This window comes from Bacillus sp. BC05(2025) (assembly GCF_056725905.1).
Genome location: NZ_JBWYRA010000003.1, coordinates 124734 through 150178, shown reverse-complemented (window position 1 = coordinate 150178; position 25445 = coordinate 124734). Strand labels below are relative to the sequence as shown.

The following is a 25445-nucleotide window of genomic DNA, read 5'->3' as shown; positions in this document are numbered from 1 at the left end:
ACTATACTATAATACCACTTTTGAAATAAAAATTCTACACCTTTTGATATTGTCTAATTTTTTCTATAAGATTTTTCATGTTTTCCCTTGCTATTACTGGGTTTCTAGCATGTGAATACACTAAAAATTTCGGTTGTTTTGTGTCAGAAACGATATAAGACCACTCTTTTTCGGTATATTTGAACTGTACTCCTTCAAATATACCTTCTTCCTTTCTTTCCATATCAGCCAATAATTTCCTCATTACTTTCCCTTTTTCATTCCACGAACATACAACTTCATCACAAAGTAAATAAAGCGGCGGCGATTGCTCTACTATGCTGAGAAAGGTTTTTCCCTGCAATGCTATTAACTCGAATAATTTTCCAATTCGATATAAAATATCTCGCTTCCATCTCGCTTGAAACGACTTTTTTTCATCCTGCGTATAAAATAGAAGATAACATTCTCCTAATTTCAAAGACATGGGGTAAATATTACCTGTCGATTCAAGTAATAAATCTGGAATATCAATCTCTTCAAAATCTGTCCCTTGGTAAATATTACTATGGTTATCATATAACTCGAAGTAATTTCCTTGCTCTGAAAACATAAGCGCCATATTTGCTTTACTTGATTTCATCAAAGCTTTCACATGATCCTTTTGTTCGCCCGCATAAATCCACGTAACTGTGCATCCGAGCCTTTGCAAAAAGAGCATAAGCAAATGTTGTAACATATCATTTCTCTTATTAATAAGAAGATGGAACTTCTGTTTTTGTATTTTCTCAATATCAATGCGCTCTAACACAGCCTCTATATAATCATGTAAAGAAACGTGTACTAGCTTATTCCGCCCCATTTCCTTCTCACATACGTAATAAAACGACTCAGATATATATACTTGTTCTATCGCTTTTTGCTGCTTATACGTTAATTGTACTCCATCCTTGCCATACAACTTTATAACAACCTCTTTTTCCTTTTCCACTTGGATGAAAACCCCGCCCGCACATTGCAAATCTTGAATACTGTACTGAAAAAGTGATTCGTTCATTTCTTTGCATTCCATCGTATGAATTCCAATACCATGAATTGCATGAAGAAAAAGATTTTTATAAGAGGTCGTTTCTATATGTTCTTGACTTCCAATTAATATACTTTCCCCTTTGGCAAAAAGAGATCCGTACGCCATCGCAACCTTTACAATAAATTGAGGCGTAATCTCCACATTACCTCTTCCTACAATGCGGCTTTTTTGCAACCAGCCTGCACTCTTTTCACTTTCTTGAACACCAGCCGATCCGACTACCGAATGACTGTCAATCGCCTTATATGGCCATAGTTTTCCCTTTTGCTTAATTACCGCACTTTTCCCTATATGACAATGGTCCGCTACAATGCTTTTTTGAAACAATGTAACGTCATCTTCCACCATTGTATGTTCTCCTATTGTCGTTTCTAATAACTCGCAATATTTCCCAATCTGCGCATTTGCAAAAATAATACTCTTTTGAAGATGAGAATAACTTGAAACAACACTATTTTTCCCGATAATAGAGTACGGCTCAATTACAGATCCAGCACCAATTTTTGCTCCTTCACCAATAAAAGAAGGGCCGTGAATTTTCGTTCCTTTTCCAATCGTTACCCCTTCTCCCATCCATACCATCGGTAATACTTCCGTATACGGAATAGGTACTTGTAATTTTTTCGTTAACAAATCAAATTGTGCTTGTCGATATTGATCAAATGTACCGATATCTAACCAATAACCTTCTGACAAATACGCAAATAATGCTTTCTTATTTGCTAATAGGGGAAACACATCTTGACTGAAATCAAAAAATTCTCGGGGTGGTATGTAAGAAAAAATTTCTGGCTCCATAATATATATACCTGTATTCACAATATTAGAGACCACTTCATTCCAACTCGGTTTTTCAATATATCGTGTAACCTCTTGTTCTTTGTTCATTACAACTAAACCAAATGAGAGTGGATTTTCTACTTCCTTTACAAACATAGTTACCATTCTTTTCTTTTGTTCATGAAACATAATTCCTTCTGATAATTGAAAATCAGTTAAAGCATCCCCACTTATGACAACAAACGTTTCATCTAAAAATTTTTCCGCTTGTTTAATACTTCCTGCAGTACCAAGCGGAGGAGAGTCTTCAAAGTAGTACAAGTTAACGTCCCATTTGCTACCGTCACCAAAATATTGTTTAATGGCCGTACTCATATACTGAACAGTAATTGCAATCTCACGAATACCATGCTGACGTAATAATTCAATATTGTATTCCAAAACTGGCTTTTCTAATAATGGCAACATCGGCTTTGGAGTATTACATGTTAATGGTCTAAGGCGTCGTCCCTTTCCTCCAGCTAAAATAACCCCCTTCATATACTTCAGCCTCCACTTATATAATGTTCAGTAACTTCATATACGATATGTATATTATCTAACCCGCAGTAACTAGCAGTATAAAATGAAACTTTAACTTAGTAGGAATTTTTTTCATCTCCCGCTGATGGCTGACAAATGGTAAAACTCCCTATATACATGCACCTTTTAAAAGTAAAAAGTAAGCGCTTACTATTAACTTGGTAAAATATTCCTTAATAAGTGAACAACATATATGTCCTATTTTTTCCATTATATTATGATACATCTTATCATCATAAACTAAAGGAAACAACGAGCTTTTTTTGTCATGTTTTGACTAAAAAAAGCAGGTGATGTTTCACCTGCTTTTTTTCTTTATTCATTTAATAAGTAATGCTTTCCTTTTACTAAATAAAAAACATTTTCAGCAATATTTGTAATATGGTCTGCTACACGCTCAATATATCTTGCTACAAACGATAATTGTGTAATTTGTGTAATTGCTTCTGGTTGTTCTGGGACTGAAGATATAAATTCACGAATCGCTTTCCCATATATTTCATCAACTGAATCATCCATTTCAGCAATTTGTTTCGCAAAAGTTAAATTTTCTTGCTCATATGCATCTAACGCTAACTGTAACATCTTATTTGCAATCGCAAACATTTCATCAAGATTGTGCAAACTAACAGACGCTTCTTTTTCCCCAAGACGAATTGTTGATTTCGCAATATTAACAGCATGATCTGCAATACGTTCTAAATCTGTCGCTGTCTTAATTGAAATGAAAATCCTTCTTAAATCACTTGCTACAGGTTGCTGCTTCGTAATAAGCATAAGCGCAAGATCATTTATTTCTTCTTCTAAATTATCCATACGATAATCACCATCTATTACCTCTAGCGCTTTCTCTACATCCCTTTTATGAAGACCTTCCATAGCAAGCAATAAAGCTTCTCTCGCAAGCTCTCCAAGCTCAATCACCTTTTGCTGTAACGTTTTTAAATCACATTGAAATTGTTCTCTTACCATTATTTCTTCCCCCTCAATATTATGTGCCATTATATATAAATCTGCTATGTAAGGCCCCTTATCTCTGTAATCAGCCTTAAATAGGAGAAGTATTCCTTCTCAGTAAAACAAGAAATACCCTCTGTTAAGAGGGTATTTGCTCTTAGCCTTGCTAGCGATATCAACCGAATCGGCCTGTAATATAATCTTCTGTACGCTTATCTGAAGGTGTCGTAAATAATTTATTTGTATCTGTATATTCCACAACTTCTCCACTTAAGAAGAAAGCTGTTTTGTCTGAAATACGCGCTGCTTGTTGCATATTATGAGTTACGATAACAATACTAAAGTCTTTCTTTAACTCTTGAATTAATTCTTCTACTTTTAATGTTGAAATTGGATCTAGTGCCGATGTTGGCTCATCCATTAAAATGACGTCTGGTTCAATGGCTAAACAACGCGCGATACATAGACGCTGTTGCTGCCCACCGGATAAACCGTATGCATTATCGTGCAAACGATCTTTTAACTCATCCCAAATTGCTGCTCCACGTAAACTTTTTTCAACAATTTCATCCAACGTTTTCTTGTCCTTAATACCATGAATTTTCGGACCGTATGCTACATTTTCATAAATAGATTTTGGAAATGGATTTGGCTTTTGGAACACCATTCCTACATGTGTTCGCAATTCTTCAACTGGATATGATTTATCAAATATATTGCGCTCCCTATATTCAATTACACCTGTAGTTCTCACGATTGGTACTAACTCTACCATACGATTTAATGTTTTTAAGTACGTTGATTTACCACAACCACTTGGCCCGATAATTGCTGTAACTTCATTCTCATGAATGCTTAAGTTAATATCTTTTAAAGCGTGATCTTCTCCGTACCATAAATTTAAGTTTTTCGTATCAAATACTACTTTCTTTGGCGCAGTCTCAATTTTCTCCTCATTTTTCACCTGTACATTTACTACTGTTGCTACCATTTGAATTCCCCTTTCATCCATTTCCAACTTATTTTCGATTTCGTAACCATAGGACAAATATATTAATAAAGAGCAACAAACCTAACAAAACAATCATTCCAGCAGCTGCTACATACTGAAATTCTTCTTGCGGTCTACTCATCCAATTAAAAATTTGAATTGGTAAAACTGTAAATCTATCAAACATGCTAAATGGAACATAATTTGCAAATGCAAGTGCTCCAATAACTAATAACGGTGCCGCTTCTCCAATCGCTCTTGATATCGCTAACGTGCAACCCGTTATAATTCCCGGGAAAGCATATGGCAATACAATCTGATACATCGTTTGCCACTTTGTAGCACCTAACCCGTAAGAAGCTTCTAATAACGAACTTGGTACAGATCGTATCGCTTCTTGACTTGCCACAACAACTGTAGGTAAGACGAGTAAACTCATCGTCAGTGCCGCCGCAATGATACTCTCCCCTAAATGAAGAGCATATACAAAAATAGTTAAGCCGAGTAATCCAAATACGACGGAAGGTACTCCTGCTAACGTTTGATTATTAATTTCTATCATCTTTTTAAATATAGATTCCTTCGCATATTGCTCTAAATAAAGAGCAGTTCCAACTCCAAATATAAAGGAGACTGGTATAACAATACTCATAAATAATATTGTTCCTGACAATGCTGCAGCAATTCCAGCTTCTTTCGGATTCCGCGAAGCAAAGCTTGTAAAGAAATCTAATGAAAGATAACTTATACCTTTTTCAAAAATTTGAAAAAGCAAAACAAGCAGTATTACTATTGAAAACAAGATGGCTATATAAAATAACATTTTGTAAACTCGATCTTTTAAAAACCGCGATGCCATATTTTCTTGTATTTTTTTATGATTCAACATTCGCATATTATGTCACCCTCCTAAAGCGGCGCATAATAAACTGCGAAATGATATTCATGATAAAAGTAAACAAGAATAACGTTGCGCCTACAGCGTACATGCTGTAATACGTAATTGTTCCATGCGGAGCATCACCTAAACTCACTTGCACAATATAAGCTGTTAGCGTTTGAATAGAGTGTGTCGGATCGAGCGATACGTTCGGCGTGGATCCCGCTGCAATTACAACAATCATCGTTTCACCAATTGCCCTAGAAGCCGCTAGTATAATCGCTGCCATAATCCCTGTAAAAGCCGAAGGAAACACGACTTGTTTTACCATTTCAAACCGAGTTGCTCCAAGTGCTAACGAAGCTTCTTTCGTCCCTTTCGCTACAGCTCTCATTGCATCTTCAGACAAAGATGCAATTGTAGGTATCATCATAAAGCCAATAACAATACCTGGACTAATCGCATTAAAAAACTGTAAATCTGGTATAATCCGCTGTAAAAGCGGTGTGACAACTGTTAATGCAAAAAAACCATATACAATCGTCGGGATACCTGCTAATAGTTCTAACATCGGTTTTAATACTTTTCTTGTACCGTTTGAAGCATATTCGCTTAAAAATACGGCACACGCTAAACCGATAGGAATTGCTACGAACATAGCAATTGTTGTTACAAGGAACGTTCCACATATAAGTGGTAATATACCGAATTTAGGATCTTCAAAAAAAGGTAACCATTCTTTCTCTGTCAAAAAGGAGAGCAATGGTATTTTTCGGAAAAACATCATTGTTTCATTTGCCAATGTGAAAATAATTCCAAGTGTCGTCACAATAGACACGCTAGCAATTATTTTTAGTAATAATGGAACGATTCGATTGATTCGCTGCGTTTTTTTTCTTTGTTTTGTATTTCTTTCAATCAAATGTTGTACAGAAAATGTAATTTGACTTTTGTCATTATGAGCCAAAGATGAAAACCCCTTTCCACCCTGACATTACCTTTTTATTTCTGTTAACATCCGCAGCTGTTCATTGTATTTTTCTTTTGGTAATTTTACATACCCAACTTCTTCAGCAAGATTACCAACATGTTGAATCATAAACTCAACATAATTTGCTACAGTCATTTTATTTCGGATAGATGCATTATTTACATAAGCAAATAGCGACCTAGATAATGGCTTATATTCACCTAATTGAATCGTATCTTTCGTTGGAAGTACATCATTCACTTTTATTGCTCTCACCTTATCTTGATTGGCCATATAATAAGCATATCCTACAAAAGCAATAGCATTTTTATCATTCATTACCCCTTGCATAATAACTTGATCATCTTCAGACAAAGAGACTTTTTTTACAATGCGATTATTTTGTAAGATGACGTTTTGAAAATAATCATACGTGCCAGAGTCTACACCTGGCGCATAAAATTTCACCTGTTCGCGTGGCCATGAAGAATGAATTTGTGACCATCGCTTTTCGTTTCCATCTTCACTCCATAATAGACGTAACTCGTCTACCGTCATATTATCTACCCAAGTATTTTGGCGATTCACAACGATCGTAAGACCATCGTAAGCAACTTCAAACGGTGTAAACTGAATGAAGTTTTTCTTCATTTCATTTTCTTCCACTTGTTTCATTACTCTCGAAGCATTATTTATATCCACTTCTCCTTTACTGAAACGATTAAATCCTCCTCCTGTTCCAGAAACACTAATGGAAATTTTCACGTTTGGATGCACCTTTGTATATTCCTCCGCTACCGCTTCTATAATAGGAAAAACCGTTGAGGATCCATCAACTCTCACTTCTCCCATTTCATTCACAGCAAATGCAGTAGACGTGCCAACATAAAGGAAACATGTCGACAGTATGAAAACTTTAATTGATGCACTTATCCATTTCACGTGTTCTTCCTCCTAGAAGTAACCGAAAATAACAGGATTACAGATATAAGAATACTGCTAAACTATTAATTCGGTTTTAATTGTTTGTAAAAGTTTTGTAAAGTTCCACAAGAATCAACATTAGGTGAAATTCTAATCCGTAACCACCATTCATCTTCACTAATAATTAGTCCATAAAATCGTTATCTCCCATAGAGAAATGCATACGTATCACTTACAAGGCCCCTTAATTTCCCGATATGATATGCTTGTCCACTTTATTAAAACGTATGCATGAACCATAAAAAAAAGCACACTATCTTTTCAGATAGTGTGCTTTTTTTACAACTTTTTTATTCATCATCTTGCTCTTTATTTTTCTTTTTATTATCTATTTCTTCTTTTGTAGCTTCACCATTTTCTATTTTTTTCAAATCAAAGTACGCGTCCATAATGTCACGGCTAATATATCCGTTAATACCTGATTTATCATCTACCCAAGGTACAACAACAGAAAATGCTACTTCAGGGTCTTCAAGTGGCGCATAACCTACTAATGTTAAGTTATATGTTTCTTTACGCTCACCGTTTGCTTTTCTACCAATCTCTTTATCTCCGCCATACACAGTTTGAGCTGTACCTGTCTTACCAGCAGCTTTATATTGTGCGCCTGTAAAGTATTTCGCAGCTGTACCACCAGACTCATTAAATACTTGTCTAAATCCTTCCTGAACACGTTTAATTTGTGATTCAGGCATATCGATACGGTTTAGTACTTTTGGTTCCATTGAATGAACAACTTTTCCAGTTTCTTCTGGTTTCACTGACGGTTGACGAATTTCCTTTACAACTTGCGGTTGCATACGGTAACCACCATTTGCAATTGTTGAAACATACTGTGCTAATTGAAGTGGTGTATACGTATCATACTGTCCAATTGATAAATCTAATAGGAAACCTGGCTGATTCCCTCTGCCTGTTTGACCCGCAGATTCATTTGGTAAATCAATACCTGTTTTTACACCAAGTCCAAACTGTCCGAAATAATAACGCATCGTATCAAATGCTTTTTGTGGTATATCTAACGTACCACCCCTTACGTATTGAACACCTGCGAGATTCATCGCTGTTTTAAACATATATACGTTAGAAGACATTTTTAATGCTGTTAAATCATTAATATATCCCATCGTCTTCCAAGAAGATTTTTGTGGCGTTCCCTTTAATCTAATTGGTTCGTCAAGTTGAACTGAACCCGGTTGAATTGCACCTGTTTGATATCCTGTAAGTACTGTCGCACCTTTTACAGTTGATCCCATCGGATAAGAGCTTGTCATCGTTCCTAATGCGAAATCTTGCACTTTCGTTTCGCCATTTTCTTCCACTAACTGTTTCCCTGCCATAGATAAAACTTCACCATTTTTTGGATTCATCATTACAACGAATGCACGATCTAAAAGAGGTTGTCCCCCTTTATATCTCAATAAATTTTTCGTGATAATTTCTTCTACACGCTTTTGTAATTCCATATCAATTGTTAAATTTAGATCGTTACCACTTTGTCCTTTTGATACATTAATCGTTTCTAAAATATTACCGTTTTTATCTGTAATATTTCTCACTTCCGCTTTATTACCGTGCAAACTATCTTCATATTGCTGCTCAAGATAACTTTTCCCTACGCGGTCATTTCGATTATAATCACGAACAAGATAGTAATCTAGTCTTTCTCTCGGTAAACCTTCATCAGACGTTGACACCCCGCCAAGTACACTTCGGAACAAATCATCATAAACGTATTTTCGATCCCAATCAACATTCGTATCTACACCCGGTAATGTTGCTAGATTTTCACTAATAATCGCATATTCCTGTTCTGTAGCATCCTTCTTAATGACTTGTGGTGTCATTGCATATCCGCCGTCCATTTTGCTTTTAATCGCTAGTACTTCTAAATCTTTTGCGGATAATTGATTCACTTCTTCTTCTGTCACGCGATTTCGTTGACGCTCATCTAATTCTTTATCGTCAATTTTTTTATCTTTAAAATCTTGACGATCTTTATTCGTAATTTTTTCTTTCGCTTCCTCTTTATGAATAGCAAGCCAATAATCTTTTTTATCGCGATCTGTTAATTTATCTGTCGGTACCTCAATCAAATCTGCTAGCCTTTTCGCTGTTTCTAAGCGAGCCTCTGCAGTTGATCCTTTCATTTTTGTAAATGTAATCGTACGTACAGCTGCATTATCTACTACAGCTCGCCCATAACGGTCAAATATTTTCCCACGTGGTACAGGATTACTTATCGTCGAGTTTTCTTTCCTCTCCACTTCATTCTTATATTCCTCACCGCGAACAATTTGTACATAACCAAGCCTTACAATAACCGCGGAGAACATTAAAAACACGCAGAAAAACAGCACGTTTAACCGAAAAGGAACGTGAGTCTTTTTCTTTTGTTGTTTCTGCTTCTTGCCCATACAAACCCCCTCTACCAACAGCTATGTAATGTGAAAGGGACACCTTCATACAGGTGTCCTCACTGCTGTCTTACATCTTTTTCTATTCTAGCATAAAACAACCGAGAAGTTAACCTTCTGGTTCTGTTTGATTCTGCGTGGTCCCTTGCGTTACAACACTTGTTTTACTCGCATTTCCCTCATTATATTTGACATTTTTAACTGCAAAATAAATAAGAAAATGTCCTGCACCTAAAATACATAATAAGTACGGCAAACTTTTTTCAGGAGGGAAGAATAGTACAGCACATAAAAAACTTAAAATCGAGCAAATTCTTCCTGCATTTAACCACAATTCCCGAACAACTACATACTCAACTCGCCACTCTCTCGCATTTTTCGCTCTACCAATTACATCATATGTCATGGATCCGTACGGAACGAGTAATATGGGGTATGCAATCGCGATACACGCTGCATAAATAAGTAATTTTGTGTATGTAACGTTGAATATAACTAAAAATACGACAGCATATAAAATAATGCCTCCAAGCAAAATTGCTTTTTTCCGCCATTCCTTCTTTAACATACGAGTGACTAAATAGTAACACACAAATGATACTGCCGAATTTACTAAGCTATATTTCCCTAATGCAAGCTCGCTATCAGTTGCTAAATACACGTACACTGAAATAACAAAAATAAACGTTCCCTCTCGCAACCCTTGGAAAAAATGAGCACGTGTAATTCTTCCCCAATTTTTATCAATTTGCCGCTCTTTCAATACTTGTACAATTTCATATCGTCCTTCACATTCTCTCTTAGATACAAAAAAGCTTAAAATGACAGCAATTGCAAATAACAGTAACGAAAGAAAGAATATAACCGTATAACCACTCCACTTTTCCATACGTGAAATTGTGTATCCAGCTGCTATCGGTCCAATCATGCCAGAGAAGGATGTAAGAAGCCCAAGAAATCCGTTAAAGAAATCTCTTGTTTCTGGTTCTGTAATCTCAAATGTTAATAAGTTAAACGCGAGCCAGTAAAAACCATATCCGACTCCTAAAAGAGCCCCCATCAATAAAATATAGTGAGAAGCGCTTTTCCCCGCTACTAAAACAACGATAAAAAAAATCGCGAGCGTGCCTACACCTATTCGTAACAAGATTGAGCGATCAATACGCTTCGCTAATTTCCCACCTACAAGAAATGTGAGAGGCTGCAATACAACGCTGGCCAAATTATACAAGCCAAGATTCACATAATTTTGTGTTTGTTTCCATAAATAAATGTTAACAAACGTATTCGATAAAGAAATTGCGAGCGTGTATAAACCTCCGATAAGGAGTAATAACACTAAATCCCGATTCACTTCAACGTCACCAATTACATGTTTCCACTTCATACACAACTCTCCTTTACTTCATGTTCTAGTCTTCCAAAGACAAGCCCAATTATGTAAAAGGAAAGTACAGAAAAAAGCTAGGAGCATTCTCCTAGCTTTTTCTATCGTTATTACAATTATTTTGCTTCTTGGTAACGTTTTTCAGCAGCGTTCCAATCTACAACGTTCCAGAATGCACCGATGTAGTCTGGACGACGGTTTTGGTAATTTAAGTAGTAAGCATGCTCCCAAACATCTAAACCGATAACTGGAGTTTTACCTTCAGTTAGAGGAGAATCTTGGTTTGGTGTGCTTGTTACTTCTAACTCACCATTATTTACTACTAACCAAGCCCAACCAGAACCGAAACGAGTTGCGCCAGCTTTTGCGAATTCTTCTTTGAATGCATCGAAGCTACCGAATTTCGCTTCAATTGCAGTTGCAAGTTCGCCTACTGGTTGTCCGCCGCCGTTTGGAGATAAGATTGTCCAGAAGAATGTATGGTTAGCATGTCCGCCACCATTGTTACGTACTGCTGTACGGATTGCTTCTGGTACTTCGTTTAAGTTTGCAACTAATTCTTCTACGCTTTTGTCAGCTAATTCTGCATGACCTTCTAAAGCAGCGTTTAAGTTTGTGATGTACGTGTTATGATGTTTTGTATGATGGATGTTCATTGTTTCTTTGTCAAAGTGAGGCTCTAAAGCATCATACGCATAAGGTAAATTTGGTAATTCGTGTTTTGCCATTGTTATATTCCTCCCAGTTTATGTATTGCCACTTAAGTGACATACAACTTCATTCTACCCTAATTGCCATAGGGTGCAAACAAATAAATCACATTGTCTTGCTATCATTAAAGTAGCAAAATTCCCACTTCTTTTCAATTAAAATGCTCATATATTCCGTAAAAAAAGCTCCCTTCTACAAGGAAGCTTCCTGCTGACATAATAAACATGTGAAATGGATATGGACCCTGTAGGACTCGAACCTACGACCGGACGGTTATGAGCCGTCTGCTCTAACCAGCTGAGCTAAGGGTCCACAATTATGTATGTAACAATACATCAAATAAAGGAATTCCTATCGGATATATTCTTTAAGAAATGTAAGATAAATTTACCATATAAAAAAGAAAAGTGTCAATTGTATTTTTCTCGTTTAAAAGAAGAAAATTAATAAAAAGAAATTTAGTTATCTCCACTATATGTAAATATAATATATCTTGAGATTCCTTAGATTCCTACGTTACAATGATTTTATACATACATAAAGGAAGTGAATCTATGTCCATATTTACCCAATTAGCCAAAAGCGTATATTCGCCTAAAGATATGGCGTTATTCCGTTTTCAAAAAATCGGAAAAACAATTTTGTATATTATGCTACTTTGTCTAATCACTACTATTCCAAGAACATTCTTTTACGGTAGCTTTATCCAAGATAGTGTTACTATGGTAAATCAAGCAATTGAAAAAGATTTACCTGATTTTAAAATCGAAAATGGTGAACTAAAAGCTGATATTGAGCAACCTATTCAAAAAGAAGAGGGAGATGCCCTTTTCGTATTTGACCCAAACACAACAGATATAGAAAAATATCAGAATAAAACTGGTTTATTTATTTTAAAAGATAAAGTAGTTTCTATAGGAAATGGTCAAACACAAACATACTCCTACAATGATTTATTAGGGACATCTCTTGAGAAGAAAGATTTGCAAGATTTTATTTCTGTATTCGATAGTATTTATCCAATTTTATTAGCAGTTATTGGCGTGTTAGTATACCTATTCCAACTGTTTATTACTTTCTTAGGAATTACTTTACTTGCGTTTATCGGTTCTGCTATGAGTGGTCAACGTAAATTATCTTATAAGCAAGTATGGACGTTAACTGCTTACAGCTACACAATTCCAACAATCTTCTTTATGATTATGGATTTATTCAAAATCGTTGTACCTGGTTCAACATTCATTTATATCGCAGTTGTTTTAATTGTCCTATATTTAACAATTAAAGAAGTTCCAAAACCGAACGAAAAAAATGCCTAAATAGGCATTTTTTTTTTGGACAAGCATATATTCCTAGCAAAGGAGTGAAGAATATGAAAAGATTAGGTATATTCTTATTCGTGCTTGTTCTTGGTTATATATTTTATTACGATATAAAAATCGGCACTTTACCGATGTTAAGTTCATATAAAAAGACAAATGCGGCCGAAACGATAAAAAAAGAAAGTACAGATACGAAACAAAAGAAAGAGAACAAAGCGGAAAAAGAAACAGATGTCACTTATAAAACAATCGAAGTCAAAACAGGTGATACGGTTCTTTCCATTACAGAAGCAATTAATAAGAAGAAAATTCCTTCTATCGAAAAAGTAATTGATGATTTTAAACAATTAAATAAAAATACATCCGCTACAAAAATACAACTTGGAAAGTCTTATAAATTCCCGTTATATCAATAAGCAATCACTTAATCCTTGTCAATTACATAAAGGCGCTGATACAATAGTAAAAGTGAAACCGAGCACTTCGGTTTCTATAGCCCTGTATCACGTATACTTTCATTGATATAAGGGACTAAATAAGAAACTTCTTTTATAAGGAGAGCGATCTATTCGTGAATGAAATGACTCATCGTACAAAAACACGTCCAGTTAAAGTCGGTAATTTAACAATTGGCGGTAATAATGAATTAATTATACAAAGTATGACAACAACAAAAACACATGATGTTGAGGCAACAGTTGCTGAAATTAAACGTTTAGAAGAAGCTGGCTGTCAAGTCGTGCGTGTTGCTGTTCCAGACGAACGCGCAGCAAATGCTATTGCTGATATTAAAAAACAAATCAACATTCCACTTGTTGCTGATATTCATTTTGATTATCGCCTTGCTTTAAAAGCAATTGAAGGTGGCATTGATAAAGTACGTATCAATCCAGGTAACATTGGTCGTCGCCATAAAGTAGAAGCTGTTGTAAATGCAGCAAAAGAACGCGGTATTCCAATCCGTATCGGTGTAAACGCAGGTTCATTAGAGCGTCACATTTTAGAAAAGTACGGATACCCAACTGCAGATGGTATGGTTGAGAGCGCCCTACATCACATTAAAATTTTAGAGGACTTAGATTTCCATGATATTATCGTATCTATGAAAGCCTCTGATGTTAACTTAGCAATTGAAGCATACGAAAAAGCTGCACGTGCTTTTGATTACCCATTACATTTAGGTATTACAGAATCTGGAACGTTATTTGCTGGAACTGTAAAAAGTGCCGCTGGTCTTGGAGCAATCTTAAGTAAAGGCATCGGAAATACACTACGTATTTCATTAAGTGCTGATCCAGTTGAAGAAGTAAAAGTTGCGCGTGAACTATTAAAGTCATTCGGCCTTGCATCTAATGCAGCAACACTTATTTCTTGTCCAACTTGCGGTCGTATTGAAATTGATTTAATTAGTATCGCTAATGAAGTGGAAGAATATATCTCTACACTACAAGTACCAATTAAAGTTGCAGTACTTGGCTGCGCTGTAAATGGTCCTGGTGAAGCTCGTGAAGCTGATATCGGCATTGCCGGCGCACGTGGAGAAGGACTATTATTCCGTAAAGGGCAAGTCGTTCGTAAAGTACCAGAAGAAATAATGGTAGAAGAACTGAAAAAAGAAATCGACGTAATTGCTGCTGAAATGGCTGCTGAACGAGAAAAAGAAAAAGAAACACAAGAACAATAAAAAGAAGGTTGCCACAATATTTGTGAGCAACCTTCTTTTCTACGTAAAAAAGCTCGTCAGTTACATAACTGACGAGCTTTTACTTTGCACATTTTGGACAACGGCCGTATATTTCAAACTTATGACCAGTTACTTCATAACCGTTAAAATCTTTATTCATAAAATCCATCGGGCAAGAAGTAATCTCTTTCGTCCCTCCGCAATCTAAACAAATAAAATGATGATGATGTTCCATAATAGAACATGTAAAACGAAAATGTTTTTCACCGTTTAATTCCGTCTGTTCTAAAACACCGATTTCAGCAAACACCGTTAAGTTACGATAAATCGTGTCAAAGCTAAGACCTGGATAATCATCCTTCATATGCTCTAAAACGTCTTTCGCCGTTAAATAACGATTGTGAGCTGCAAATAACCTAAGCATCTCTTCTCTTTTCCCAGTATGTTTGTATCCTTTATCTTTCATTAGGCGTAAAGCTTCTGTTAGATTCATATCTATCCCTACTTTATGCAGTTTTTTTCTTTTTCCATAAAATCGCACCAATTAAAATAAGAACCGCTATCATAACAATTGTACCACCTGGTGCTAAATCAAGTTGATACGAAGCAAACATTCCACCAATTACTGCAATTTCACCAAATAAAATGGAGAAGAAAATTGTTTGTTTAAATCCATTCGCAATACGAATACTTGCTGCAACTGGTAACGTCATTAATGATGATACGAGAAGAACCCCTACTACACGCATTGATACCGCAATGACAAGCGCAACCAATATAATGAAAATAAAGTGAATCCACTTTGCACTCAAACCAGTTGATACAGCGTACTCCTCATCAAACGATAGTAAAAATAACTCTTTGTATAATAAAGTAATCGTTACAATAACAGCAATTGCTACAATACCAATGATTATTAAATCCGTACTTGTTACAGCACTTACACTACCAAATAAGTAACTAAATAAATCTGTGTTAAATCCATTTGCAAGTGAAATAAAAATAACGCCAATCCCCATTCCTGCTGAAAGAATAATCGGAATTGCTAATTCTTGATAATGTTTATATACAGTACGTAATTTTTCAATAAGTAACGCTCCACCAATAGAAAAAATCATTCCCATATATAACGGATTTAAAAATCCCCCTGTGAAAATTGTTTTTTCTAGTAGTAAACTTGCAGCAATACCCGATAATGTTACGTGGCTTAATGCATCTGCAATAAGCGACATACGGCGAATGACAACAAATACACCGATAAGTGGCGCAACAAGTCCTATTAAAATCCCTGCATATAAAGAGTTACGTAAAAAGTCATATTGTAAAAAATCTTGTATCATTATATCCTCCCGTGATGCTCATGCTCGTGTTCTAAACGATGAACATGATGTCCATATAAGACGGACATTTCCGCATCTTCTAACTCTCGGAACTTCTCTACATTTCCATGGAAATGTAAATGTTGGTTTAGGCATGCAACATGTGTTACTTTCTCGGTAACAGCTCCCATATCATGCGTAACGAGAATTAATGTGATTCCTAACCTCTTGTTTAAATCCTCTAATATCTCATAAAAACTTTCTACATTCTTCACATCGATTCCAACAGTAGGCTCGTCCAAAATAAGTAATTCAGGATCACTAACGAGCGCACGAGCAATAAATACACGCTGTTGTTGTCCACCAGAAAGTTCTCCGATATTGCGCCCTTGAAACTCACTCATTCCTACATCAGCAATCGCTTTTTCTACCTTTTCCTTATCGCTTTTCGTGAAAAAGCGAAATAGCCCTTTTTTCGAAACGAGTCCCATTGACACAACTTCAAACACAGTTGCCGGAAAACCAGAATTAAAGCTATTTGCCTTTTGCGACACATAACCAACTTTGTTCCATTCTTTAAACTTCTTACTATCAACACCAAACAAACGAATACTTCCCTGTTTTGGCTTTAAAACGCCTAATAAGCATTTTAGCAACGTTGATTTCCCAGAACCATTTGGTCCAACTAAACCTAAAAAAGCTCCCTTCGGAACTTGCAAATTAATATCTTCTAACACATTTCGATCTTCATATCGAAATGACAGTCCTTCTATTTCTAATATATTATTCATAGCATCTCACCTATTTTAATTCAGAATGATTCCGATTTATATCTATTTGAATTATAGTATAGCTTATTATAGTTGTAAACCAATCTGCCTAAAATATATCTACTTTTTCAAGAAACCTTATTATTATAACAAAAAGCAGAGAAAAATTCTCTGCTTTCAAAAAATATCTCTATAAAGTGGAAGTTTAATTAAATGAGTCCATCCCATTTCCAATTGGCGAGAGCTATTACTCGATATATTTTTAGTGAATAGCCGATTTAAACTTACCACCATTTGTCTCTTGTGTACTCATAATTGTAACAAACGCATTCGCATCAATTTCATACACAATTGATTTTAACTTTGTCACTTCCAGACGCGTTACAACTGCATAAATCACTTCTTTTTCCTTATCCGTGTAACCGCCTTTCGCTACAAGTTTTGTAGTTCCACGGCCAAGACGATGCAAAATCGCATTTGATACTTCCTCATATTGATCTGATACAATTAAAACTGCTTTCGTTTCATCTAAACCTTGAATGACTGTATCAATGGTTTTGAATGCGATATAGTACGTCATGACAGAATACATAGCTTGTTCCACACCAAATACAAATGCTGCCCATGCAAAAATAAATAAGTTCACAAACATTACAAATTCGCCAACGGAGAAAGGTAATTTCTTCGTTAATAAAATACCCATAATTTCTGTTCCGTCCATTGATCCACCGTGACGAATAACGAGCCCTACACCAAGACCTAAAATAAGACCACCAAACACTGTCGCTAAAATCGGCTCTGTTGTAAATGGCGGAACAGCATGTAACGTTGATTCAATAAACGCTAAAGCTACAATACCGAATGCCGAAGATAACATGAATGTTTTTCCGATTTGCTTATAACCCGAATACATAAATGGGATATTGAGGATAACGACTAAGGTAGAAAAACTTAACCACCAAATATTAGGAGTAAGATAATCTAATATAAGAGAAATACCAATAATTCCACCATCAATAATTTTATTTGGCATTAAGAATAGTTCAATTGCTACCGCTGCGCATGCTGCCCCAAAAATAATCATAACTAAACGATAAATAAGATGGATAACACTTTCTTTTCGATGTTGCTTCTGCTCCATAAGTCCTCCCTTATACTCTTTTTCTATAGTTTTGTCCTTATATTATAACATACGCTTCTTTTTCTCATGAAAAAAGAAGCTCTATACGAATATGTACAAGCTACGTACTCATATATTTCGATAGAAGAACGTGTGAAGGAGGATAACTCGATGAACCTCATTAAACAACTTGTAAATAAAAAGTTAAATCATATTTCTACAAAGGAATTATTGAAATATAGTAAAGAATATGACGTTCCAATTACGACTGCACAAGCTGATCAAATTGTTGGACTTATGAAAGGAAAGAATATTAACATTTACGATAATGACGAACGACTAGCGCTCTTAAAACAAATAGCCCAAGTAACCTCGCCCGCTACTGCTCAACAAGTAAATACTTTATTTCAGCAACTACTAAAATAAGGAGGGGATTTTCCCCTCCTTATTTCTTATTGCGCTTTAATTTTCTCAAGAAGTCCTTCATCAAAAGTACCATTTTTCAGCATTTCGATTTCTAATTTATATGGCGGCTTCTTGTCCTTTTTATCTTCACCTACATATGGCGTTTCCAGAATTTTTGGTACGTGCATTAATTGCGGATGATGCACAATATAATGCAACGCTTTATAACCGATATGACCGAAACCGATATTTTCATGACGGTCCTTTCCTGCGCCGCGTACATTTTTACTATCATTAATATGAAGTACTTGTAAGCGATCAATACCAACAGTCTTATCAAACTCATTTAATACACCGTCAAAGTCATTTACGATATCGTATCCTGCATCGTGCGTATGACACGTGTCAAAGCATACGGATAGTTTTTCATTATATGTTACACCGTCAATTATCTTTGCAATTTCTTCAAAGCTACGGCCGCATTCTGTCCCTTTACCTGCCATCGTTTCTAACGCGATGTTAACCGTCTGGTCTGGCGTTAATACTTCATTCAGCCCTTTAATAATTTGTTGAATACCAGCATCTGCTCCTGCACCAACGTGCGCACCTGGGTGAAGAACGATTTGTTTCGCTACACCTAATGCCGATGTCCTTTCGATTTCCATGCGAAGGAAGTCTACACCTAATTGGAATGTTTCTGGTTTCGTCGTATTTCCGACATTAATAATATATGGCGCATGTACAATAATTTCCTCAATACCGTTTAGTTCCATATGTTTTCTTCCTGCTTCTATGTTCAATTCCTCAATTGGTTTTCTTCTTGTATTTTGCGGTGCACCTGTATAAATCATAAACGTTGTTGCACCGTATGAAACAGCCTCTTCACTTGCTGCTAATAACATTTTCTTACCACTCATGGAAACATGAGATCCAATCTTTAACATACAATCACCTCTTCAATATACAATAGATATAATGATAGCATAATTTGTAGAAATATGTAGTGAATTGTTTTTTCCATTCTCCACTGATTATTATCTCCATAAATAGCGGGATAAAAAAAGATAAGGGAAATCCCTTATCTTTTTTTATTGCTATATTTTCTTTTCACTTTGTCACGTTCTGTTGCAAGTTTACGTTTATAATTTGGTTTTACCTTTTTCGGCTTTTTAACAACTTTTGTTGCCATAACATCCATTTCATCATTTGGTTTTTTACGACTCTTACGACGACGGCGTTCACCTAAATCCGCCCACTCATCTCCGCGTAAATCTACATGCTTGAACTCAATATGACGTTGTTTTTCTAAACTATCTAACGCTTCTTCGTTCGCTGGATCGTAAATCGTCACTGCAATACCTGAATGCCCTGCACGTGCCGTTCTTCCAACACGGTGAACGAAGAAATCTAAATCTGATGGAAGTTCGTAGTTAATAACATGACTAATCCCTTCAATATCAATACCACGTGCTGCTAAATCAGTTGCAACAATATATTGGAATTCAAGGTCACGAATTTGTTTCATCATTTTTTTACGGTCACGCGGTGATAAATCTCCATGAATTCGTCCAACTTTTAAGCCACGTTCCATTAATCCGTCAGCAACCTGATCCGCCATCTTCTTCGTATTCGTGAAAACAACTGCTAAATACGGTTTAAATTGTAGCAACATTTTGTTCACTAAATCGATTTTGTTACGGTGTTTAGAAGGCACTAAATAATGCTCAATATTTCCAGCCGCAACTTGTTTTGGATTGATATGAATATGCTCTGGATTCTCCATATATTTCTTCAGAAACGGCTTTAGTTTTTGAGGAATTGTTGCAGAGAAAACTAACATTTGCAAGTTTTTAGGCATGCGTGCTGCAATTTTGTCTACATCATGAATGAATCCCATATCAAGCATTAAGTCTGCTTCATCGACAATAATAGTATTTGCTTTATGAACAAATAGTGCTTGCTCTTCCACTAAATCTTTAATACGTCCTGGTGTTCCAACTACAATATGAGGTTGTTTTTTCAACTTTTCAATTGATCGTTGTTTATCAGTTCCACCAATTAAACAACGTGCTGTGATCATTTGATCTTCCGCACAGAACTTTGTTAATTTCACGATTTCTTCGTAAATTTGTTGTGCTAACTCACGAGTAGGCGCTGTAATAACAAGTTGTACTTCTTCACGACTTGCATTAATTCTGTTCAATGTAGGAAGTAAGTATGCATGTGTTTTCCCAGAACCTGTTTGGGATTGTCCAATTACACTTACACCTTTTTTCACGACCGGGAAAATTTTCTGTTGAATTCCTGTCGGCTCTGTAAAGCGTAGTTCACGAACTGCATCTATTAAAAATGGTTTAAAATCATACTGTGTAAAAGTTTGTTGTGTCATAAGTTACACCTTCTTTCTAAATTTCTACTGCGCGCACAAATCAGTCAAGTCTACATTATATCGAAATCTACAAGTAAAATCCATCTTTAGTTTAGGTTTTTACTTCAAAAACTAACCTTCTTGCCTCTTATTGCATAGTGTATGTGTATATACCTAATTGAAGAAAGGAGGATTTGTCACATGTTTCCAAAATCCCCTACAAGGCAAATGTATCCGAATCCAGGGCAGCAACCTTATACACCATATCCAATTCCACAACTACCACCGATGGCACAAAAAAAGAAAGGATTCCTTGCTAAACTCTTTAAAAAACACGATCCAACCGAACCTTACATGCAAATGGTTCCGCCTTATCGACAAATGGAAGGACCGCCAATGATGCACCAGCAACCGCCGCCCCAGTATCGACAGCAATATCAACCACAATACCAACAACAATACTCACAGCAATACTCACCACAATACTCACCACAATATCAACCTTATATGCAGCAGCATCCAGAGCGAATGTTCCCCCCTCAAATGTATGAATCAAATGAAACGCGAGGTGGTGCAGAAACTACAGCCGCATCAAGCAGCGGCATCGGTAGCTTTATTTCAAATTTAATTTCGAATCCAACTAATATGATAAACAATATCGAAAAAGTATCCCAAGTCGTTCAATCTGTAAGCCCTGTCGTCGAACAATACGGTCCCATTATGCGTAACCTACCAAGCATTGTTAAAATCCTCACCTCTGGAAAAAGTACGGAAGAAGATCAAACCGAAGATCAAACTGAAGACGTAACAGAGAAGGTTGAGGTAGCAACTCCACCTCCTTCTCCGAAAAAAAGAAAAAGAAAAAAAATAATGATCGAGCCGGTCATAGAAAAAGAGGTGCAAGAGGGGCCCGTTCAAAAAATAGCAACAAAACCAAAACTATATGTGTAACAATCCTTTGTTTTCTATTCACTCCTCCTTTATAATGTAAAAGACTATGCACAAAAGTATCCCTTGTTTAGAAGGAGAGGATTACTCATATGAAAATTGTTAAAATTTCCCCTCGTGGTTATTGCTACGGTGTTGTGGACGCGATGGTTATTGCACGTAACGCCGCATTAGATACATCATTACCAAGACCTATTTATATTTTAGGTATGATTGTTCACAACAAACATGTAACAGATGCATTCGAAGAAGATGGTATCATCACATTAGACGGCCCAAGTCGATTAGACATTTTAGATAAAATCGATTCTGGTACTGTTATTTTTACTGCACACGGTGTTTCTCCAGAAGTTAAACAACGTGCAAAAGAAAAAGGTTTAACAACAATCGATGCCACTTGCCCAGATGTCACAAAAACACATGACCTTATTGAGGCAAAGAAAGCTGAAGGTTACCATGTCATTTATATCGGCAAAAAAAATCATCCAGAACCAGAAGGCGCAGTTGGTATTGCACCTGATATCGTTCATCTAATTGAAAGAGCTGATGATTTAAAAACATTAGAAATTCCAACGGATAAAATTTTAGTTACAAATCAAACAACGATGAGCCAATGGGATGTTCAACATTTAATGGAGGACATTCAGAAAAAATTCCCAACAGCAGAATTCCATAAGGAAATTTGTTTAGCAACTCAAGTTCGCCAAGAAGCCGTTGCTAAGCAAGCTGATGTTGCAGACTTAACAATTGTTGTCGGTGATCCGAAAAGTAACAACTCAAACCGTTTAGCACAAGTATCACAAGAAATCGCTGGTACGAAAGCATACCGCGTTGCAGACGTAAGTGAAATCAAATTAGAATGGCTACAAGGTGTAGAAAACGTAGCTGTTACAGCAGGTGCTTCTACTCCAACTCCAATTACAAAAGAGGTTATCGCTTTCTTAGAGCAATATGACCCAATGAATCCTGCTACATGGGAAAGAGTTCGAAAAGTACCGTTACAAAAAATATTACCTCGTGTAAAAGTGAAAAAAGAACAATAATAAAAACCGTTGCCTTCATGAGCAACGGTTTTTATTTTTCTTATACAAATGTAAATGGATCTGTATGTAATTGCGAAGCATGAATATGTACATTCAGTTTCTTTGCATCTGCTTTTTCTTGTAATTGCTTTTGTACACCTTGCTTCATTACCTTTTCAACGTTATGTCCTGGGTCAACTATATTTAAACCGAGCATCATCGCATCATGGGCAACATGATAATACATGTCACCTGTTACATATACATCCGCACCTTTAAATTTAGCTTGATTGATGTATTTGTTACCATCGCCACCAAGTACAGCTACTTTGCGCACTTTATCATCTAATTTCCCAACAACTCGCGCACCCTTTACATCTAATGATTGCTTTACATGTTCCGCAAACTGTCCAAGTGTCATTTCTTCTTGTAAATACCCTATTTTTCCAAGCCCTAACGTTTCAACTTTGTTATCAAGTGGATACACATCATAGGCTACTTCTTCATATGGATGTGCTGTTACCATTGCTTTAATCACTTTTCGTTGTAGTGAAGCTGGAATAATCGTTTCGATTCGCACTTCTTCTACGCGCTCTAACTGTCCAGTTTCCCCGATATAAGGATTTGTCCCCTCTTGAGGTACAAACGTACCTGTACCCTCGCTACTAAACGTACAGTGGCTATAATTGCCGATATGACCAGCACCTGCGTCTCCTAATACTTTTCGTACTTCTTCTGCATGCGTTTTTGGCACAAACACAACAACCTTTTTCATTTCTTCTGCATATGTTGGTGCCAAAACTTCTGTATTTTGCAATCCTAGCGCCTCAGCAAGTAAATCATTTACCCCGCCCTTAGCAACATCCACATTTGTATGCGCTGCATAGATTGCAATATCATTTTTAATACACTTTTCAATAATTTTTCCATATGCCTTGTCTGTATGAATCGCTTTTAACGGATTAAAAATTAAAGGGTGATGTGCAATAATGACATTCGCTCCTAATTGAATTGCTTCCTCTACCACTTCTTCCGTTACATCCAACGCAATTAATACGTGCTGCACGGGTTTATTAAGCGCCCCAATCTGCAGGCCAATCTTATCTCCTTCCATCGCCAAATGCTTTGGATACATACTTTCAAATAAAGAAATAATTTCATGGCCATTTGGAATTTTACTCATGATAAAACCTCCCCTATCATTTTCATTTTCGCTTCTACTTCCGCACGCTTCGCTTTTGTTTCTTCAGAATCAGTCGCACGTTCTAACTGCTTTAAAATATTTTGGAAGTTTTTCAATTCCCCTTCCCATTTTTCAACGAAAGCTTCACTTTTTTCTTTTATTAAAAATGGTCCCATAAACAATTCAGCTTGTTTATTTTCAGAATAAGGCGACGCGATGTTTCCTCGCTCTCCTACTAAAATCTCGTAAATTTTCCCATCTTCTTTTACGATTTTTTCATGGATAAGCTCCCATCCATTCTCAATAAACCATTCACGAATGTGATGTGCTGCAATATTCGGCTGTAAAATTAAACGCGTTACACCTTCTAACTTTTCTTTACCACTTTCTAAAATGTCACGAATTAACGCTCCGCCCATTCCGGCAACCGTAATTACATCTACTTCTCCTGGCGTGATAACAGCTAATCCATTCCCTTTACGCACATCTACTTTATCTTGTAAGCCACTTTCAGCTACAGTTGCTTGTGCAGAGCGAAATGGCCCCTCTACAACCTCTCCTGCAACTGCTTTTGTAGCAATATTATTTATAATTGTATAACACGGTAAATACGCATGATCTGATCCAATATCAGCAACTGTAGATCCTACTGGTATTTCACGCACAACTTCTTCTAATCGTCTTGAAAGCTTTACTTCATTCATGTATTTCCATTACTCCTTCTCTTGTCAGTCTGTCTCCATGATAATGAATTTATAGTAGTTGTTGCAAGCCCATAACAACAATTCACTTCTCTATCATTTATCGTATTTTAGAAAATATAGAAAAACAAGCCTTTTGCTTAAGCAAAAGGCTTGTCATACGGAACTTTATTTTTTCTTCGATAACCAATCAGCTACTTTAGCAGCTTGATCAGCTGGAACTATATTTGGTGGCATATTGCCTTTACCTTTCGAAAGAATTTCTTTAATTTCATCTTTTGAAAGTTTCCCACCAATTTTTTGCAAATTAGGCCCTACTGCCCCTTGTAATTGATCACCGTGGCAGCTCGTACAGCTTTGCTTCACAATATCCTCTGGCTTTGATGCTGTTTGTGCTGGCTTCCCGCCATTTTTTGCATCAGCTAACTCTTTAGATTTATTTAGCCCCTGAAATGAAAATACAAACATAACGATAATACCTAATGCTGCAATAAGAGCGAACGGAATCAGCGGATTACGTTTCATATCTCTTCTCCCCCCTCTATACCCCTAAATAGTTAGATGATTCAGTCATTTCCATTGTACTTGAAAACGCTCTATCAGAAAAGAGTAAACTACTAATCGTTAAAAATATTCCATAAATTCAGTTTATTGTTTTTTATTGTCATATTGCTTATTATTTCGATAATTATTAACGTTTCTCATCATATTTTTCACTTTTCTACATATATTTTTGTATAGAATAAACAAAATTAATCGAAAAATCGAAAAATGAGCATTTGCAAATCAAAAGACAATTCTGTAAAATAAATTACAAGAAATTGTAATCGTTGCCGACAGCTAAAGTTTAACAAAAATTAACAAAATAAAAAAGT

24 protein-coding genes and 1 tRNA gene are annotated in these 25445 nt (G+C 36.0%); 6 read left to right on the top strand and 19 right to left on the bottom strand.

Annotated elements, in window-relative coordinates; genetic code table 11:
• Positions 1-34 precede the first annotated feature (34 nt).
• From ACZ76X_RS11410 to ACZ76X_RS11365, 10 genes are all read right to left on the bottom strand, one after another.
• Positions 35-2389, bottom strand: a complete 2355-nt coding sequence (locus tag ACZ76X_RS11410; RefSeq protein WP_479850509.1) for a sugar phosphate nucleotidyltransferase — start codon at positions 2387-2389, stop codon at positions 35-37.
• Positions 2390-2746: 357 nt separating this feature from the next.
• Entirely contained in the window at positions 2747-3403 is a 657-nt protein-coding gene (gene phoU / locus ACZ76X_RS11405) for a phosphate signaling complex protein PhoU (RefSeq protein ID WP_098667526.1), read from the bottom strand.
• A gap of 160 nt (positions 3404-3563) precedes the next feature.
• Entirely contained in the window at positions 3564-4379 is an 816-nt protein-coding gene (gene pstB / locus ACZ76X_RS11400; protein WP_098667288.1) for a phosphate ABC transporter ATP-binding protein, read from the bottom strand.
• Between the two features lie 28 nt (positions 4380-4407).
• On the bottom strand, positions 4408-5274 hold the full coding sequence (pstA, locus tag ACZ76X_RS11395) for a phosphate ABC transporter permease PstA (RefSeq protein WP_098298818.1): 867 nt from the start codon (positions 5272-5274) through the stop codon (positions 4408-4410).
• 1 nt (position 5275) lies between these two features.
• Positions 5276-6226: a phosphate ABC transporter permease subunit PstC gene (pstC, locus tag ACZ76X_RS11390; protein WP_479850508.1), complete on the bottom strand. Its 951-nt coding sequence runs from the start codon at positions 6224-6226 to the stop codon at positions 5276-5278.
• 27 nt (positions 6227-6253) lie between these two features.
• Positions 6254-7171, bottom strand: a complete 918-nt coding sequence (gene phoX, locus ACZ76X_RS11385; protein WP_479850507.1) for a phosphate ABC transporter substrate-binding protein PhoX — start codon at positions 7169-7171, stop codon at positions 6254-6256.
• Positions 7172-7503: 332 nt separating this feature from the next.
• Positions 7504-9630, bottom strand: coding sequence for a peptidoglycan D,D-transpeptidase FtsI family protein (locus tag ACZ76X_RS11380; RefSeq protein WP_479850506.1), 2127 nt, complete (start codon positions 9628-9630; stop codon positions 7504-7506).
• A 109-nt stretch (positions 9631-9739) separates the two neighbouring features.
• A complete protein-coding gene (locus tag ACZ76X_RS11375; RefSeq protein WP_306183958.1) occupies positions 9740-11017 on the bottom strand; it encodes an MFS transporter in 1278 nt (425 codons plus the stop codon).
• A gap of 116 nt (positions 11018-11133) precedes the next feature.
• A complete protein-coding gene (gene sodA / locus ACZ76X_RS11370; RefSeq protein WP_001052031.1) occupies positions 11134-11745 on the bottom strand; it encodes a superoxide dismutase [Mn] in 612 nt (203 codons plus the stop codon).
• Positions 11746-11966: 221 nt separating this feature from the next.
• A tRNA-Ile gene (locus tag ACZ76X_RS11365) sits at positions 11967-12040 on the bottom strand.
• 242 nt (positions 12041-12282) lie between these two features.
• Here ACZ76X_RS11365 and ACZ76X_RS11360 point away from each other — a divergent pair.
• From ACZ76X_RS11360 to ispG, 3 genes are all read left to right on the top strand, one after another.
• Positions 12283-13047: a DUF1189 domain-containing protein gene (locus ACZ76X_RS11360; RefSeq protein WP_000021903.1), complete on the top strand. Its 765-nt coding sequence runs from the start codon at positions 12283-12285 to the stop codon at positions 13045-13047.
• A gap of 53 nt (positions 13048-13100) precedes the next feature.
• Positions 13101-13466 (top strand): hypothetical protein, encoded by a 366-nt coding sequence (locus tag ACZ76X_RS11355; protein WP_098667281.1) that lies wholly within the window; start codon positions 13101-13103, stop codon positions 13464-13466.
• A gap of 164 nt (positions 13467-13630) precedes the next feature.
• Positions 13631-14734, top strand: a complete 1104-nt coding sequence (ispG, locus tag ACZ76X_RS11350) for a flavodoxin-dependent (E)-4-hydroxy-3-methylbut-2-enyl-diphosphate synthase (RefSeq protein WP_011040674.1) — start codon at positions 13631-13633, stop codon at positions 14732-14734.
• A 79-nt stretch (positions 14735-14813) separates the two neighbouring features.
• On the opposite strand, the gene ACZ76X_RS11345 is transcribed toward ispG, so the two are convergent.
• The 4 genes from ACZ76X_RS11345 to ACZ76X_RS11330 form a co-directional block, all read right to left on the bottom strand.
• A complete protein-coding gene (locus ACZ76X_RS11345; RefSeq protein WP_001054512.1) occupies positions 14814-15227 on the bottom strand; it encodes a Fur family transcriptional regulator in 414 nt (137 codons plus the stop codon).
• Positions 15228-15240: 13 nt separating this feature from the next.
• Positions 15241-16074 carry a metal ABC transporter permease gene (locus tag ACZ76X_RS11340; RefSeq protein WP_098667280.1) on the bottom strand — a complete coding sequence of 278 codons (834 nt, stop codon included), beginning with the start codon at positions 16072-16074 and terminating at the stop codon, positions 15241-15243.
• On the bottom strand, positions 16074-16844 hold the full coding sequence (locus ACZ76X_RS11335; protein WP_001059655.1) for a metal ABC transporter ATP-binding protein: 771 nt from the start codon (positions 16842-16844) through the stop codon (positions 16074-16076). Before ACZ76X_RS11335 ends, ACZ76X_RS11340 begins: the two co-directional genes overlap by 1 nt.
• A 241-nt stretch (positions 16845-17085) precedes the next feature.
• Positions 17086-17964, bottom strand: a complete 879-nt coding sequence (locus tag ACZ76X_RS11330) for a YitT family protein (RefSeq protein WP_000435958.1) — start codon at positions 17962-17964, stop codon at positions 17086-17088.
• Positions 17965-18114: 150 nt separating this feature from the next.
• On the opposite strand from ACZ76X_RS11330, the gene ACZ76X_RS11325 reads away from it, so the two are divergent.
• A complete protein-coding gene (locus tag ACZ76X_RS11325; protein WP_001048963.1) occupies positions 18115-18369 on the top strand; it encodes a DUF2624 domain-containing protein in 255 nt (84 codons plus the stop codon).
• Positions 18370-18395: 26 nt separating this feature from the next.
• Here ACZ76X_RS11325 and ACZ76X_RS11320 read toward each other — a convergent pair whose 3' ends face one another.
• The gene (locus ACZ76X_RS11320; RefSeq protein WP_098667279.1) at positions 18396-19292 is read right to left on the bottom strand and encodes a deoxyribonuclease IV; all 897 of its coding nucleotides are present in this window, start codon (positions 19290-19292) and stop codon (positions 18396-18398) included.
• Positions 19293-19426: 134 nt separating this feature from the next.
• Positions 19427-20737: a DEAD/DEAH box helicase gene (locus ACZ76X_RS11315; protein ID WP_098667278.1), complete on the bottom strand. Its 1311-nt coding sequence runs from the start codon at positions 20735-20737 to the stop codon at positions 19427-19429.
• Between the two features lie 180 nt (positions 20738-20917).
• Here ACZ76X_RS11315 and vrrA point away from each other — a divergent pair, with 180 nt between their 5' ends.
• Positions 20918-21667, top strand: a complete 750-nt coding sequence (gene vrrA / locus ACZ76X_RS11310) for a VrrA/YqfQ family protein (protein WP_479850742.1) — start codon at positions 20918-20920, stop codon at positions 21665-21667.
• A gap of 89 nt (positions 21668-21756) precedes the next feature.
• On the top strand, positions 21757-22707 hold the full coding sequence (locus ACZ76X_RS11305) for a 4-hydroxy-3-methylbut-2-enyl diphosphate reductase (protein WP_000706669.1): 951 nt from the start codon (positions 21757-21759) through the stop codon (positions 22705-22707).
• Between the two features lie 40 nt (positions 22708-22747).
• Here the strand turns inward: ACZ76X_RS11305 and ACZ76X_RS11300 are convergent, their stop codons facing one another.
• The 3 genes from ACZ76X_RS11300 to cccA form a co-directional block, all read right to left on the bottom strand.
• Positions 22748-23869, bottom strand: coding sequence for a Nif3-like dinuclear metal center hexameric protein (locus ACZ76X_RS11300; protein WP_479850505.1), 1122 nt, complete (start codon positions 23867-23869; stop codon positions 22748-22750).
• The gene (locus tag ACZ76X_RS11295) at positions 23866-24573 is read right to left on the bottom strand and encodes a tRNA (adenine(22)-N(1))-methyltransferase (RefSeq protein ID WP_479850504.1); all 708 of its coding nucleotides are present in this window, start codon (positions 24571-24573) and stop codon (positions 23866-23868) included. The genes ACZ76X_RS11300 and ACZ76X_RS11295 overlap by 4 nt, the downstream gene beginning before the upstream one ends.
• A gap of 165 nt (positions 24574-24738) precedes the next feature.
• Positions 24739-25095, bottom strand: a complete 357-nt coding sequence (gene cccA / locus ACZ76X_RS11290; RefSeq protein WP_000828145.1) for a cytochrome c550 — start codon at positions 25093-25095, stop codon at positions 24739-24741.
• Positions 25096-25445: the final 350 nt, after the last annotated feature.

Bases quoted from the DNA above. Each gene is read 5' to 3' on its own strand.
- ACZ76X_RS11410 (WP_479850509.1), bottom strand. From the start codon at position 2,389: ATGAAGGGGGTTATTTTAGCTGGAGGAAAGGGACGACGCCTTAGACCA.
- phoU (WP_098667526.1), bottom strand. From the start codon at position 3,403: ATGGTAAGAGAACAATTTCAATGTGATTTAAAAACGTTACAGCAAAAG.
- pstB (WP_098667288.1), bottom strand. From the start codon at position 4,379: ATGGTAGCAACAGTAGTAAATGTACAGGTGAAAAATGAGGAGAAAATT.
- pstA (WP_098298818.1), bottom strand. From the start codon at position 5,274: ATGCGAATGTTGAATCATAAAAAAATACAAGAAAATATGGCATCGCGG.
- ACZ76X_RS11380 (WP_479850506.1), bottom strand. From the start codon at position 9,630: ATGGGCAAGAAGCAGAAACAACAAAAGAAAAAGACTCACGTTCCTTTT.
- ACZ76X_RS11375 (WP_306183958.1), bottom strand. From the start codon at position 11,017: ATGAAGTGGAAACATGTAATTGGTGACGTTGAAGTGAATCGGGATTTA.
- sodA (WP_001052031.1), bottom strand. From the start codon at position 11,745: ATGGCAAAACACGAATTACCAAATTTACCTTATGCGTATGATGCTTTA.
- ACZ76X_RS11360 (WP_000021903.1), top strand. From the start codon at position 12,283: ATGTCCATATTTACCCAATTAGCCAAAAGCGTATATTCGCCTAAAGAT.
- ACZ76X_RS11355 (WP_098667281.1), top strand. From the start codon at position 13,101: ATGAAAAGATTAGGTATATTCTTATTCGTGCTTGTTCTTGGTTATATA.
- ispG (WP_011040674.1), top strand. From the start codon at position 13,631: ATGACTCATCGTACAAAAACACGTCCAGTTAAAGTCGGTAATTTAACA.
- ACZ76X_RS11345 (WP_001054512.1), bottom strand. From the start codon at position 15,227: ATGAATCTAACAGAAGCTTTACGCCTAATGAAAGATAAAGGATACAAA.
- ACZ76X_RS11340 (WP_098667280.1), bottom strand. From the start codon at position 16,074: ATGATACAAGATTTTTTACAATATGACTTTTTACGTAACTCTTTATAT.
- ACZ76X_RS11335 (WP_001059655.1), bottom strand. From the start codon at position 16,844: ATGAATAATATATTAGAAATAGAAGGACTGTCATTTCGATATGAAGAT.
- ACZ76X_RS11330 (WP_000435958.1), bottom strand. From the start codon at position 17,964: ATGGAGCAGAAGCAACATCGAAAAGAAAGTGTTATCCATCTTATTTAT.
- ACZ76X_RS11325 (WP_001048963.1), top strand. From the start codon at position 18,115: ATGAACCTCATTAAACAACTTGTAAATAAAAAGTTAAATCATATTTCT.
- ACZ76X_RS11320 (WP_098667279.1), bottom strand. From the start codon at position 19,292: ATGTTAAAGATTGGATCTCATGTTTCCATGAGTGGTAAGAAAATGTTA.
- ACZ76X_RS11315 (WP_098667278.1), bottom strand. From the start codon at position 20,737: ATGACACAACAAACTTTTACACAGTATGATTTTAAACCATTTTTAATA.
- vrrA (WP_479850742.1), top strand. From the start codon at position 20,918: ATGTTTCCAAAATCCCCTACAAGGCAAATGTATCCGAATCCAGGGCAG.
- ACZ76X_RS11305 (WP_000706669.1), top strand. From the start codon at position 21,757: ATGAAAATTGTTAAAATTTCCCCTCGTGGTTATTGCTACGGTGTTGTG.
- ACZ76X_RS11300 (WP_479850505.1), bottom strand. From the start codon at position 23,869: ATGAGTAAAATTCCAAATGGCCATGAAATTATTTCTTTATTTGAAAGT.
- ACZ76X_RS11295 (WP_479850504.1), bottom strand. From the start codon at position 24,573: ATGAATGAAGTAAAGCTTTCAAGACGATTAGAAGAAGTTGTGCGTGAA.
- cccA (WP_000828145.1), bottom strand. From the start codon at position 25,095: ATGAAACGTAATCCGCTGATTCCGTTCGCTCTTATTGCAGCATTAGGT.